Below are 13854 nucleotides of genomic sequence, written 5' to 3' on the forward strand. Positions count from 1 at the left end.
GTGACGGCGACTCCCAGGGTGCGCCGCCAGTGCGCGGCAAGCACCGTGCGGGCCGTCGCGACCAGGTACGCCCGCACCTCACCGACGCTAGCCGACACCCGCAGGGGACGCAGCGCCGCCATGAACACCTCGGCCGTCAGGTCCTCGGCGTCCGGACGNTTCCCCACCTTCGCAAACATGATCCTGTACACCCGCTCCACGTTGTCGCGATAGATCTCCTCCCAGCCCGGATAGACGTCATCGGACACCACCCGCAACCGCGGCGGATCGGGACGCCCGAACACCCCGACGCCGACGCCGGCTCGACCACCGTCGCCGCCCAGGCCGCCACCTCTGGAGCCGTCACGGCCCCCGGAGCCGTCATCACCACCGGCGCCTCCGACCGCCTCCTCTTCCGTCAGGGTGCGTCGTCGGATCCACACCCGACCACCCGCCACCGGTCGCCACCGCCTCACAGCTCGCCATCGTCGCCGATCTATCGCCTCACCCGTACAGATAGGCGGGAGGGTTACACCCGCGCGTGCCAGGACCACCGCTCCGCCACGCGGCGCCGGCGGCCTGGCTGTGTGAGGCGTGCGCGGGCGAGCGCCTGCGCGCTGTCGAGAGCGTGGAGATGGTCAGGTCAGAGTGGAGATGGTCAGGACCAGAACCTTGCTCGCGGCCGGCCGTTATGTAGCGCGGGGGGAGGCGGGCAGAACAGCACGGATCATCGGGATCTGCAGTGGCAGGCGAGCCCACAGGGCGGCGGCCCGGACGCCCACGCCAACGCTNGTCCAGAGCCGGCCGAACCGCCGCGGGGCGGTTCCGCGGAACCGCCGGAGGCGCCATCCGGGATCCGCCGGTGAGCGACTCGCGGTGAAGAGACCCGGGCACACCTCAGCCGAAGATCTTGTGGGTACCGACGTGCAACCGGGGCACCGCACATCTACCGCCGCGGCGATCTGCCCGCCGTTGCCGCGGCCGTCGAGCCCTTCTCCGAGGCGGACGCCGGAAAACGGAAGGCGAGGTGTCGGGCCGGCTGGCGGAGATGATGGACGAGCCGTACCTGCGCCCCTGCCGGCCCTGCCGGGCCACCCACCTGTACGAGCAGCCGTTCCGGCTGGCCGCGCTGCGTGCCGCCTGGAGCTGGCGGCCGGCACGTCTCCCCCGGTCCTGCAGCCCGTCCCGGGGTTCACCCGCGCCGCCTCGGTGCCCGCGCGCTTCGACTGCTCGGCCGCCCCGGCGCCGTGCTCGTGGACGGCGAGATCGCCGGCCTGTGGCGCCCCCGCGCGTCGGGCGCGAAGCTGCGGCTCCTGGTCACCCCGTGGCGGTCGGTCACGCCGGCGCTGCGCGCGTCGATCACCGACCAGGCCGAGCGGCTCGCCGCGTTCCGCCAGATCCGGCTCGTCGGCGTCGAGCTCGACGACTGACACCGCCGGCTCGCTGCTGGGCTCCACCGAGCTGAGCCGCACCGAGCTGGGCCGCATTTGAAACCGAAACCGCCCCGGATTCTCAGGAGTCCGGGGCGGTTCACGTGCACGCGGGTGCCGCGTTCTTATTCCTTGCGCCGTGGGAGCTGCGTGTGCGCGCCGCCGAGCTCCGGCGTCGCGTGGTAGTCGACGAGGCCGACGACCTCCGGGTAGTGCAGGTCGAAGGCGGGCCGCTCGGAACGGATCCGCGGCAGCGTCTTGAAGTTGTGCCGCGGCGGCGGGCAGGACGTCGCCCACTCCAGCGAGTTGCCGTAGCCCCACGGGTCGTCCACCGTCACGATCGGACCCTTCCGGTACGACGACCACAGGTTGTACAGGAACGGCAGCGTCGACAGCGCAAGCACAAAGCTGCCCGCGGTGGCGATGGTGTTCAGCGTGGTGAAGCCGTCGGCCGGGCTGTAGTCGGCGTAGCGGCGCGGCATACCCCGGACGCCGAGCCAGTGATCCACCAGGAAGGTCGTGTGGAAGCCGACGAACATCGTCCAGAAATGAATCTTCGCGAGCCGCTCGTTCATCATCCGGCCGGTGACCTTCGGGAACCAGAAGTACANCCCGCCGAAGCCGGCGAACAGCAGCCCGGCGACGACGTAGTGGAAGTGGCCGACGACGAAGTAGCTGTCCGAGACGTGGAAGTCGATCNGCGGGCTGGCCAGCAGGACACCGGTAAGACCACCGAACAGGAACGTCATCAGGAAGCCGACGGCGAACAGCATCGGCGCCTCGAAGCTGATCTGTCCGCGCCACATCGTGCCGATCCAGTTGAAGAACTTGACCCCGGTCGGCACCGCGATGAGGAACGTCAGGAAGGCGAAGAACGGCAGCAGCGCCGCACCGGTGACATACATGTGGTGCGCCCACACGGCGATCGCCAGCGCCCCGATGCCGATGGTCGCGTAGACCAGCCCCTTGTAGCCGAACAGCGGCTTGCGGGAGAACACCGGAATGATCTCCGTGATCATCCCGAAGAAAGGCAGGGCGATGATGTACACCTCGGGATGCCCGAAGAACCAGAACAGGTGCTGCCAGAGGATGGCGCCACCGTTGCTCGCGTCGAAGATGTGCGAGCCGAACCGGCGGTCGGCCTCCAGGGCGAGCAACGCGGCCGCGAGCACCGGGAAGGCGACCAGCACCAGGATCGAGGTCACCAGCAGGTTCCAGCAGAAGATCGGCAGCCGGAACATCGTCATGCCGGGCGCCCGCAGGCACNGGATCGTCGTGATGAAGTTGACCGCGCCCAGGATGGTGCCCAGACCGGAGACGGTCAGGCCCACCACCCACAGGTCACTGCCGACACCCGGCGAGTAGGCGGTGTTCGACAGCGGCGCATAGGCGAACCAGCCGAAGGAGGCGGCACCGTTCGGCGTGAGAAAACCGGCGGTGACCGTCAGGCTGCCGAACAGCCAGAACCAGAACGACAACGCGTTCAGGCGTGGAAAAGCCACGTCCGGCGAGCCGATCTGCAGCGGGACCAGGTAGTTCGCGAACGCGAACGCGATCGGCGTGGCGAACATCAGCAGCATCAGCGTGCCGTGCATCGTGAACAACTGGTTGTACTGCTCGTTCGAGATGTACTGCAGGCCCGGCCGGGTGAGCTCGGCCCGCATGAACATCGCCAGGACTCCGGCGAACGCGAAGAACAGCAGCGAGACGATGAAGTACATCACGGCGATGTCCTTGTGAGACGTCGTCCGCAGGTACTGCAACAAGCTCCTCACGACCCTGGGCGGGGCCTCGTCCACCGGCGGGTCCGAATGCCCGGCCGGCGTATCGTGCACGAGTGTCACATTCCACTCCCGATCGTGTTGCCGCTGCCGGCGGTGGCGCGCGCGGTCCCGGCGACGGGTGTCACGACCGCCGCCGGGCAGCCCACAATGAATGTGTCGTTACCGTCGGCGGGGACGGGCCCGACGGATAGACGGCCCCGGGCCGCGCGGCTCGGCGCACCGGCTCCAGAAACCTGCCGGCGCTGGTCACGTTATCCACGCGCTGGTTGCCACGACCCTGTCTGACGGCCCGCATTCGGGGGAACTCCGGCACCCGGGCCGGGCGCACAACGTCCTATGTCCGGCCGGNCCGCCATTGCCGGAAGCGCCCTCCACCCCTGTTTCGGGTCGGCCCATGGCCCGCCACCAGCACGTTCCTTGCCGCAGACCGACCGGCGAGTGCCGTCACGCCGCCCGGGACGACACCCGCAGACGATCAGAGCAGCCGTGATGGCCGGTTGACAGGCCGAACCCCCGAATTTCTTGANCCCCNCCCGAACGGGTGGCCCGCCCCTCCGCCGCGGACTGCCTGGCCGGGCGTGGCGATCAGTCGGCTGGGAAGGCGACGGGGCGTGGACGCATCGCGGCGGGAATGGCGGGCTCCGCGTCGACGATGCGCATGAGCAGGCGCAGCAGCTGCTGCTGCTCGTCCGGCGAGAGCATCTGCACCGACGCCGGGGGAACGGACAGCAGCTCCTGGGCGTGGGCGAGAATGCGTCGGCCCTCCTCGGTCATCGCGACCGTCTTGGCCCGCCGGTCGGTCGGATGCGGCTCACGCCGGGCGACGCCGCGGCGCTCGAGCAGGTCGACGACGCTGGTCAGATAGCTCGGGTCGTAGCGGAAGGATTCGACGAGCTCGCGCATCGGACGCGGCCCGCTTGACAGCACCATAAGAATCTTGAAAGCGGCCGGCGTGAGATCGAATGCCTGGCAGACCGCGTGCATCCGGCCGGGCGCCTCGCCACTGAACATCAACGCCAGGATGGCGCGCCACGCTTCGCGAGCCGTCGTCTCGCCGTCCGTCACTCCGTCCGCAGTCACTCCGCCCGCCGCCGCCCCGCCAGCCGTCACCCCGCGCGTGGCCGCGCCCTGGGCAGCCACCTTTCCGGCGGCCTCCTGAGCGTCCTCGATCACCCCTCAATCGTAGCGGCACGCCGCCGCCCATATCGTGGTCCCAATCATATATTTGACACCACTCAACGAACGCCCGATGCTGGGCGGCGACAAGCTCTGTCCCGTCCGGTCGCCGACGGGGCGACGTCCCGGGTTCCTGCCCGATCGGCTCCGAAGTCGAGCGGACAGGTCCGAACTCGACCGACCGTCCCCAGCGCCCGCCACCTTCACCACGGAGATCAATGTGCCCGACCAACCCAACGCGGCCCCGCCGCCCGCAACCGCCGCGCCCGGGCCCGGGCCCGGGTCGGACGACAGGCTCGACCCGGCACTGATCCGGCTGTCCGTCACGGTGATGCTCGGCGCGATCATGGTGATCCTCGACACGACGATCGTCTCGGTCGCCATCCACGCGCTCGGCAACGAGTTCCACACGTCACTGTCGACGATCTCCTGGGTGAGCACCGGCTATCTGCTCGCGCTGGCCGTCGTGATCCCGCTGGCCGGCTGGTCGGTCGAGCGGTTCGGTGCGACGAGGATGTGGAACATCTCCCTGGCGCTGTTCGTCGCCGGCAGCGCCCTGTGCGGGGTCGCCTGGTCAGCGGAGGCGTTGATCGCCTTCCGGATCCTGCAGGGACTCGGCGGAGGCATGATCATGCCGATCTGCATGACCGTGCTCGCCCAGGCCGCGGGCCCGCGACGGATGGGCCGGGTCATGAGCATCATCGGCGTCCCGACGCTCATCGCGCCGGTCCTCGGCCCGGTCGTCGGCGGTCTGATCGTCGACCATCTCAGCTGGCGCTGGATCTTCTACGTGAACGTGCCGATCGGCGTGCTCGCCCTGTTCCTGTCCTGGCGCGTGCTGCCCCGCGACGACCGCGGCTCGGCGCACCACCGCCTCGATCTACCCGGCCTGGCGCTGATCTCGCCGGGGCTGGCGGCGCTCGTCTACGGCCTGTCCGAGGCAGGCAACGGCGGCGGCTTCGGGGCCGCGAAGGTGGAGGTCAGCATCGGCCTCGGCCTGGCGTTGCTGGCCGGCTTCGTCGGGTACGCCCTGCGCCGCGACGGCGCCCTGCTCGACCTGCGGCTCTTCCGTGACCGGACGTTCAGCATGGCGGGCCTCACGACCTTCGCGATCGGCGCGATGCTGTTCGGCGCGATGTTCCTGCTGCCGCTGTACTACCAGATCGCGCGCGGACAGAGCGCCAGCGACGCCGGACTGCTCATGGCACCGCAGGGACTGGGCGCCATGATCGCCATGACGATCGCGGGACGGGTCGTCGACCGCCGCGGCGCCCGGTCGGTCGTCCCGCTGGGCATGGCGCTCGCCCTGCTCGGCACGCTCCCGTTCACCCAGGTCGACGCGCACACCAACGAGGCGCTGCTGGCCCTGTCGCTGTTCGTCCGCGGGCTGGGCTTCGGAGCGGCGATGATGCCCGCGATGACCGCCGCCTACGCGACGCTCGAGCCGGCGGCGGTGCCGCGCGCGACCACGACCCTGAACATCCTGCAGCGGGTCGGCGGGTCGCTGGCCACCGCGCTGGTCGCCGTCGAGCTGCAGCACGCCATCGCCAGCCGGCTGCCGGGCGTCGGTGGTGGCGAAGGCGCCCTCGCCGAATCGGCGGGGGTGCAGCTTCCCGGCTCGGTCGCCGACAAGGTCGCCGAGGCGTTCGGCACGACGTACTGGTGGATCATCGCGCTGACCGCCGTCGGCTTCGTCGCCAGCCTCTTCCTCCCCGGCCGCCCCGCTGACCCCGCGGCGGACGGCCCCGCCAACCGCCAGCCGCAGATCCCGCGGCCCGAACCAGCCGGGGTGGAGTAGCCCACCGGCGGGTAGCGCCCCGAGCGCCCGACTGGCGCGCGATCAGAACGTCAGGTACATGTCGTCCGGGATGATCGGCTGGTGGTAGGTGCACGAACCGGACAGCACCGTGGATCCGTGGAGCCGCGACTTGGGAATGAGAATCTTGTCGCCGTCACTCAGTGCGATCTTGTGAGTGACATTGTTCCAGAAGTGCATGTCACCCGACTCGATCATGACCAGTCGGTGCTCGTCGTGGACGTGCGTCGTCGACGTCTCGTCGCACGACTCGACGAACGTGTCCAGGTCGACCTCGATCCCCTCGGTCGTGAGGTAGGCGTCGATGGCCCGCGCCTTCGCCTTGTACTCCTCGATCGCGTCCGCCCAGGCCAACTGGTCCGCGAGGTCGCGGTCCCACCGGCGGGCGAGCTCGGCGGCGTCGGTGAAGCCGGCGTGGAAGGCGATCAGGGCCGCGTCCCCGGACAGCGCGAGCAGCGGGGTGAGCAGCGTGTCGACCAGCCTGTCCAGGCCGTCCAGGCCGTCCAGGCCGTCCGGGGTGGCCGGGGTGGCCGGGGTGGCCGGGGTGGCCGGGGTGGCCGCCGACGGTCGCGCGGTGAACAGGGCCGGCCGCTCGCCGAGGCCGTCCTCGATCGCGTCCGCCCAGGCGGTGGCGACGACCGCGTCGTCGATGCACTGGTGCACGAACGCGCCGAGCAGTTCGGCGTGCCGGTACGGCGAGCGGGACAGCAGGTGCAGATGGTTGCCGCGGGCCAACGAGGTGTTCAGGTACAGCTGCCAGTACGCCCCGACCGTCGGGGTGAGCTCGGCCGCGGCGAGCAGCGCCGTCCACGCGGACGAGTCCGCCACCCAGCGCCGGTAGTCCTCGACCAGCAGTTCCCGGGCGACCGCGTGGGCCGGGTCGTACTCGCCGAGCGACGCGCGGGCGGTCGCCGTGCGTGCCGCNGGCAGGAACGCCGAGAGCTGCAACAGCGCGAACGTCGTCGCCTCGCGGCGGTCGCGGGTGCCGCGCAGCACCGCGAACGCGTCCCCCGGATGGTCCCGGCGCTCCTCCCAGTAGCCGCGCAGCTCGCCCAGCACCCCGTCGACCGACGGACCGCCCGACAGGGACGGGCGTTGGGGTGCCAGGAACGAGAACAGGTGACGTTCGAGGACCGGCTGGGCGAGCGCGGCGCGTAGCCGGTTCGCCGCGCCGTAGAAGTCCGCGCCGTCACGATCGGCCGCCGCGTTCCGGTTCGGCGGCAGGTACAGCAGGTCCGCGTCGTAGATGTTGCGCAGCATCCGGTGCCCGAGCAGGCCCGAGAGCCCGAGCGTGTCGTCCGGTCCCAGGGCGGTGCCGTAGTTCAGCCAGGCCAGGTCGGCGGGCCGGACCGGGCGGCGGTACGGGTCGTCCTCGGTGGTCAGCTCCTCCCACTCGGCCGGGCGGAAGGCGGGGTTCGCCGCGAACGCGCGCACCAGCGCGTGCGCGTCCGGACCATCCTGGGCGGCCTCCACCCGGCGGGCCAGTTCGTCGAACCCGGCCAGCGTCGTGGCCTGGTCAGAAGTCATCGGGTTCCTCCTCCAGCGGGAATCGTCGTGGGCTGCGGCTGCTGTTCCTGCGGTGGCTGCTGTTCCTGCGGTGGCTGCGGCGGCGGGGCGGGCGCGGCGAGGGCGCGCCGGTCGATCTTGCCGGCCGCGGTCAGCGGCAGCTCGGCGACGTCGACGAAGGTGTCCGGGACCATGTGCGCGGGAAGCTGCCCGGCCAGGACGGCGCGCAGGTTCGGCGGGCCGCCCGTCCCCGCGCGCACGCAGTACGCCCGCAGCTCGTCGTCGCCCGCCTCGCCGTCGCCCGCCTCGCCGGGGACGACGACGACGGCGGCGTGGCGGATGCCGGGCTGGCCGCACAGGACGTTCTCGATCTCCTCCAGCTCCACCCGGAAGCCGCGGAACTTCACCTGGTTGTCGGCCCGGCCGAGGAACTCGATCTCCCCGTCGGTCCGGAACCGGCCCAGGTCCCCGGTGGCGTACATCCGGCTGCCCGGGACCGAGCTGAACGGGTCGGGCACGAACTGGTCGGCGGTGCGCCGCGGGTCGTTGAGGTAGCCCCGGGCCAGCGGCAACCCGCTGATGAACAGCTCGCCGGCCGCGCCGAGGGGCACCGGGTTGTAGTCGGCGTCCAGAACCCGGATCTGGGTGTTCGGGTTCGGCCGGCCGATCGACACGCGGGCGGTGGCCTGATCCGGGTCGAACACCCGGCAGGACACGCCGATCGTCGCCTCGGCCGGGCCGTAGCCGTGGTAGAGCCGGGCCCGCCACCGCTCCCGGAAGCGCCGGTAGGCCTCGTCGCGCAGGACCTCGCCCCCGCACCAGACGTGCCGCAGCGACCGTCCCGCCTCCTCGGCGTCCGGACGTTCGAGCATCGCCCCGAGCGTGGCCGGCCCGACGTAGCAGAACGTCACCGCATGCGCGTGCACGATCGCGAGCAACGTGCCCGGATCCGTCTCGGCCCCCGGCGGCGCGATCACGATGCGTGCGCCGGCGACCAGCGGCAGGAAGACCTCGTTGATCGAGATGTCGATGCTCAGCGGCGCCTTGTGNAGGACGGTGTCGTCGCCGGTGAGGCCCAGCAGGTCGACCTGCCAGTGCAGCCGGTTGCAGATCGCCTGATGGCGGATCATCACGCCCTTGGGCGTCCCGGTCGAGCCGGAGGTGTAGATGACATAGGCGAGGTTCTCCATGTCCACGGTCGAGTACGAATCCCCGGCCGCGTGCGGGTCCCCGGCGGAGCTCGGGTCCGCGAGGGAGCTCGGGGCGTCGCCCGGGACGGGCCTGGCGGACGTGCCGGCGGTGGCGAGCCGGCCGGCGGGGTCCAGCCGGAGCAGCGGCACGAAGCCGGCGCCGGCCGACAGCTCCGGCGGGGCGCCGGCCGTCCCGGCCACCACCGCGGAGATCCGGGCCTCGTCGGCCACCGCGCTGATGCGCCGCGCCGGCCAGGAGACGTCCAGCGGCACGAACGCGCCGCCGGCCCGCAGCACCCCGAGCAGGGCCACCACCTGGGCGGCCGAGCGTGGCAGGCACACGCCGACGGTCACCTCCGGGCCGACGCCGACCGCGCGCAGCGACGCGGCGAGGGCCTCGGCCCGTCGTTCGAGGTCGAGGTAGGTGAGGGTGACGGCTCCCTGCGCCGCCCGGTCGGCCAGGTCGACGACGGCGGTCGCGTCCGGCGTCCGGCGGGTCGCGTCCGCCACCAGGGCGGTGAGCGAGCGCCCGACGAGCGGGTCCACCCGCCCGCTGGCGAAGGCGTCCGCATCCGTTCCCCGCTGGGCGAGGTCGGTCCGGCCCCCGGCGACGTCGCCCGATGGAACCGACGGGGGGCTGGAAGGCCGGCTCGTGACCATGGTTCGTCCCCTCCGATCAGACGGAACTCGTGGCGACCGGCCCGCGGCCCGGCGCCGGATTCGGGCCGCCGACGGTGCCGTACCGGCCGGTGCGCACCCGCGCGGCACCGCCGGACGAGTCGCCGCCGCGTCCCGACATCCGCCGTCGCAGGCTGCGTGGCCGCATATCGGTCCAGGTCAGCTCGATGCTGTCCAGGCAGTGCTGCCGGGTTCCCGTGACGGAGGTGTCGAACCAGCCGAGCGCGTTGGGCCGCCCGTGCGGCCACACCGAGAACTGCTGTTCCTGGTTGACGACCACCTTGAACGGACCCGTCGCGCCCGACTCGGTCAGCGACGGCCCCGCCTGCCCGGCGGGTGTTCCGGCCGGTTGGCGGCCGGCCCCGGCGTGGAACGGGCAGGACTCGGCGACCGAGGCGTCGTCGCGCAGGAAATACTGCTTCCATTCCCGGTTGGCCGGGTCGCCGTAGGAGCCCAGCAACGGCGTCGAATCCACCTCGTCCATCCGGGCGAGGCGCTCGCGAATGACCTTCCGTGCGGCCGCGCCCCGCGGACTGGTCGGCTCCAGCCCGGCGAAGACCCAACGAGGCTGGAAGGTGATGGTGAAGACCGGGCTGCTGCGGCTGCGCAGTCGCCGGTGCGCCGGCGTGTTGCAGACGACGAAGATGGGGGTGCCGCGGAAGCTGAACTCCCAGCCGGGATCGTCGGTGTCGGTCGGGATGTCCGACGGCCAGGGTTCGCCGTCGCTGTCGTGCAGGTAGCTCAGGATCGACCAGAACCGCTGTTCGTAGGACAGGACGTCGTCGGTCTCCTGCCTCGCCGTCCCGCCGCCGGATCCGAAGAACACGACCAGCGAGGTGTCGCGCGATATCGACTGGTAGACCGACAGATACGTGGCCAGGATGTCCGGCAGGACGGACCAGGTCCGCGCGTCGCGCAGGTCCTCGACGAAACCGAACCGCAGCCCGCCCTTGTGGGCCGCGCCCACCGCGAAGACGCAGGGAAAGGGCTCGGTGTCGGACCTCAGCGTCGCCATGATGTCCCGCGCGCAGGCGGCGCCCCAGCCCGGCATCGGGCCGATGGCCAGGTCCAGGATCTCCTCGCGGACCGCGCCGGTCGCGCCGGTCGCGCCGGTCGCACTGCGCCCACTGGGTTTCGGCGTGTCTCGCACTGTCGTTTCTCTCTTTGCTCAGCCGCGGGCCGATCCCGACCCGCGGTCGTGGGGTGGACTCAGGTGCGGCCGGCCGAAGCGACTGCCGGGTGTTTCGCTGCCCCCGGGTGTGCGGCGCGGGCGGCGAGCGCGGCGAGCGCCCGCAGCCACGCGGCCGCGAGGTTGCCCACCACTACCGCGCCCGGCCCATCCGGGCCGCTGCTCCAGCGCGCGCTCAACTCGGGGCCGTCCGGGCCGTCGACGACTCGCACGATCAGGCTCAACGGGAACGGATCGGGTGAGTCGGCGTTCCAGTCGGCGAAGAGCGCCTCGTCCTCGGCGGCGACGGACCAGTCCGCCACCTCGCCTCGGCTCAGCCGACCCACGTAGTTCAGGTAGATCGTCGGTGTGGGAGCGGCCGACAGGTGCGGCGCGGTCCGCGGGTTGAGGAAGCGCAGCATGCTGTAGTCGGTTCCGCCGTCGGGGAGCTGGGCCAGGAGCGCGCGCACCCGTGCCACGGCGGCGTCCACGGCGAACTCACCGAAGGCGGCGCCGTCGTCGGCGGTCCGCTCGAGCAGGAACGGGAAGATCTCGGCCATCCAGCCGACCGTCCGGGACAGGTCCTGCTGGTCGACGATCTGCTCCTGCCGGCCGTGGGCCTGCACGGCGACGACCATCCCCGCCGCGCCGCCCTCGCCGGGTCGGGTCTGGTCGGCCACGGCCAGGGACAGCGCCGCGAGCAGAAGCTCGCCCACGCCGATACCGAACGCGGCGGGGACCGTCGACAGCAGGGCGGCCGCCCGTTCCGGCGGCAGACTCACGGTGATCGCCTGCGGCTGGCCGACCTGGCCCGACCCGGCCGAAGCCGCTGTCCAGGCCACGGGCGTGGCCCGGTCGTGCAGGTCCACCCAGAACGGCAGCCGGGCCTCCGCCTCGGCCGTGCGCGCCGCCTGGTCGAGACGACGCGCCCACTGCGCGTAGGACACCGGAACAGGGGCGAGCTGGGGCCGCCCACCCGCCCCGAGCGCGGCCGCCGCGGCGCGGAGATCCGCCAGCACGATCGGCCAGGAGACGCCGTCGATCAGCGCGTGGTGAATGATCAGCAGTAGCCGGCCCGGTCGTGCGTCGCCCGCGTCCAGCCAGACGCAGCGGATGGCCTGCCCGTTGTCCGGATCGAGTTCGGCGTTGGCCGCCGCCGCGAGCCCCGAGATCAGCCCCAGCCCGCGCCCGCTGTCGAAGCCGTCGGCCGCGGCGAGGTCGACGGCGTCGATCCGGCGGAGCCAGGGACCGACGTCGACACTGCCGCGCGGCGCGATCGCCAGCGACCAGGCAGGTCCGCCGTCCGCGCCCACCGTCGCCGCACCGGGCGGGACAGGGCCGGCGGCGTCCGAGCGGACGAGCCGAGCCCGCAGCACGTCGTGCTGGTCCACGACCGCCGTGATCGCCGCGCGCAGCGTGGACAGGTCCAGCCCGGCCGGGGTGCGCAGCAGCACCGGCGAGGAGAAGGAGGCGAACGACGCTCCGCGGCCGCGCGCCGCCTGCAGGGCCGGGGTCGGCGGGACGAGGAGCACAGCGGCCGGCCCGGTGCCCGCCTCGGCCACGGCGCTGTCGGACGTGTGCGCCGTCCCCGCGACGGCGGTGGCGGCGGACGGCGCCGGAGCCGAAGCGGGCGCTCGGCGCGTGACGACGGTGGCGAGCGTCTCGGGCGTGCGGTGGCCGAACAGCAGCCGCGGGGTCACGGTGAGGCCGGCGGCCCGGATCCGGGTGACCAGCCGCATGGCGACGATGCTGTCGCCGCCGAGGGCGAAGAAGTCGTCGTCGACGCCGACCGCCTCGACCCCGAGCACCGTCGCGAACGCGGCGACCAGGGCCGCCTCGATGTCGTTCGCGGGATCGCGCCCGGCCGGGGCCCCTTCCTCGTCGCCGGCGGGCAACGCCGGGGCCGGCGGCACGCGGTCGGCACCCGCCGGGGCCGCGAAGGTGGCCGGCCAGCTCAGCGCCAACGCGCGCAGCGGTGCCGACGGGTCGGCGGTGACCGCGGCGAGCACGTCCCGCAGCCGCTCGGCGAGCCGGCTGGCGCTGGAACGGTCGAACAGGTCGTCGCTGTAGGCGACGCCGATGGTCAGGCCGCCGTCGGCCCCGGCCCGTTCGATGAAGTCGAAGGACAGGTCGAACTTGGCGCTGGTCCGTCGCACCGGTTCGAGACGGCCACTGACCGCGTCGAGGTCCAGCTCGTCGACGGCGTCGGACGCCGTCAGGTACACGACCATGACCTGGAACAGCGGATGGCGGGCCAGCAGCCGCGGCGGGTTGACCGCGTCCACCACCCGGTCGAACGGCAGGTCCTGATGGTCGAAGGCGGCGAGGTCGCTGTCGCGGACCCGCCCCAGCAGCTCGCCGAACGACGGGTCACCCGACAGGTCGGTCCGCAGGACCAGCGTGTTGAGGAAGAAGCCGACGAGGTCGTCGACGGTCTCGTCGACCCGGCCGGCGACCGGGCTGCCGAGGGGAACATCCTCCCCGGCGCCCAGTCGGTGCAGCAGCGTCGCGACGGCGGCCCGCAGCACCATGAACATGCTGACGTTGTGCGCCCGCCCGACGGCGCGCAGCGCGGCGAGCGCCCCGGCATCGATCGACGTCTCGACGATCCCGCCGGTGTGGCTCGGCTCGACCGGCCGCGGCCGGTCGGTCGGCAACGCCAGTTCGGCGGGCAGGCCGGCCAACGCCCGCCGCCAGAACTCCCGCGATCTGGCGGCCGGCGAGGACGGGTCGGACTCGTCGCCGAGCAGCTCCCGCTGCCACAGCGTGTAGTCGACGTACTGGACGGGCAGCGGCGCCCACTGCGGTGCACCGCCAGCGAGGCGCGCCCGGTAGGCGACCGACAGGTCGCGGGCCAGCGGAGCGTCGGACCCCTCGTCGGCCGCGATGTGGTGGATCAGGAACTGCGCGAGGTGCAGCTGCGGCGAGCACCGGACGACGCGCACCCGCATCGGTGGCTCGCGTTCGAGGTCGAACGGGTAGGCCGCCGCCTCGACCAGCAGGTCCGCCAGCTCCTGCCCGCCCGGTTCCGGTTGCGGTTGCGGTTCGGGCCGGGCACCNCCGGCCGCGGACGCCCACTCGACCACCTCGAACGGAATCGTCACCTCGGTCGGGTCGAGGATGCGCT

Annotated in this window: 7 protein-coding genes and 8 pseudogenes; 2 read left to right on the forward strand and 13 right to left on the reverse strand. The window is 72.4% G+C overall.

What is annotated here, in order from left to right; translation table 11 throughout:
- Positions 1-158: sigma factor (locus FF86_RS56340; protein WP_304438182.1), on the reverse strand; the 158-nt coding region annotated here is incomplete at both ends.
- Position 159: 1 nt separating this feature from the next.
- Positions 160-323: pseudogene (locus FF86_RS68020) on the reverse strand (hypothetical protein); the annotation flags it as partial.
- Positions 324-911: 588 nt separating this feature from the next.
- Here FF86_RS68020 and FF86_RS68025 point away from each other — a divergent pair.
- Positions 912-1409, forward strand: a pseudogene (locus FF86_RS68025) (DNA glycosylase AlkZ-like family protein); the annotation flags it as partial.
- A 125-nt stretch (positions 1410-1534) separates the two neighbouring features.
- On the opposite strand, the gene FF86_RS56345 reads toward FF86_RS68025, so the two are convergent.
- From FF86_RS56345 to FF86_RS23865, 5 genes and pseudogenes are all read right to left on the reverse strand, one after another.
- Positions 1535-2019, reverse strand: a 485-nt coding sequence (locus FF86_RS56345) for a cbb3-type cytochrome c oxidase subunit I (protein WP_242419403.1), incomplete at its 5' end; no start/stop codon positions are given.
- A 1-nt stretch (position 2020) separates the two neighbouring features.
- Positions 2021-2108 (reverse strand): annotated as a pseudogene (locus FF86_RS56350) (hypothetical protein); the annotation flags it as partial.
- Between the two features lies 1 nt (position 2109).
- A pseudogene (locus tag FF86_RS56355) lies at positions 2110-2675 on the reverse strand (cbb3-type cytochrome c oxidase subunit I); the annotation flags it as partial.
- A 1-nt stretch (position 2676) separates the two neighbouring features.
- A pseudogene (locus FF86_RS56360) lies at positions 2677-3253 on the reverse strand (cbb3-type cytochrome c oxidase subunit I); the annotation flags it as partial.
- Between the two features lie 525 nt (positions 3254-3778).
- On the reverse strand, positions 3779-4366 hold the full coding sequence (locus FF86_RS23865) for a MarR family winged helix-turn-helix transcriptional regulator (protein ID WP_236706202.1): 588 nt from the start codon (positions 4364-4366) through the stop codon (positions 3779-3781).
- A 223-nt stretch (positions 4367-4589) separates the two neighbouring features.
- On the opposite strand from FF86_RS23865, the gene FF86_RS23870 reads away from it, so the two are divergent.
- Complete coding sequence (locus FF86_RS23870) at positions 4590-6167, forward strand: MDR family MFS transporter (RefSeq protein ID WP_044887098.1); 1578 nt, start codon at positions 4590-4592, stop codon at positions 6165-6167.
- A gap of 42 nt (positions 6168-6209) precedes the next feature.
- On the opposite strand, the pseudogene FF86_RS56365 reads toward FF86_RS23870, so the two are convergent.
- From FF86_RS56365 to FF86_RS56380, 6 genes and pseudogenes are all read right to left on the reverse strand, one after another.
- Positions 6210-7109 (reverse strand): annotated as a pseudogene (locus FF86_RS56365) (peptide synthetase); the annotation flags it as partial.
- 599 nt (positions 7110-7708) lie between these two features.
- A partial coding sequence (locus FF86_RS56370) for an AMP-binding protein (protein ID WP_242419404.1) occupies positions 7709-8740 on the reverse strand: 1032 nt, incomplete at its 5' end.
- Position 8741: 1 nt separating this feature from the next.
- Positions 8742-9541 (reverse strand): annotated as a pseudogene (locus tag FF86_RS68030) (AMP-binding protein); the annotation flags it as partial.
- Between the two features lie 16 nt (positions 9542-9557).
- Complete coding sequence (locus FF86_RS23885) at positions 9558-10709, reverse strand: YqcI/YcgG family protein (RefSeq protein ID WP_044887088.1); 1152 nt, start codon at positions 10707-10709, stop codon at positions 9558-9560.
- 59 nt (positions 10710-10768) lie between these two features.
- Positions 10769-13786, reverse strand: a 3018-nt coding sequence (locus FF86_RS56375) for a condensation domain-containing protein (RefSeq protein WP_242419405.1), incomplete at its 5' end; no start/stop codon positions are given.
- 1 nt (position 13787) lies between these two features.
- Positions 13788-13854, reverse strand: a pseudogene (locus FF86_RS56380) (hypothetical protein); the annotation flags it as partial.

The sequence above is a fragment of the Frankia sp. CpI1-P genome, from assembly GCF_001421075.1.
GTDB lineage: Bacteria > Actinomycetota > Actinomycetes > Frankiales > Frankiaceae > Frankia > Frankia torreyi.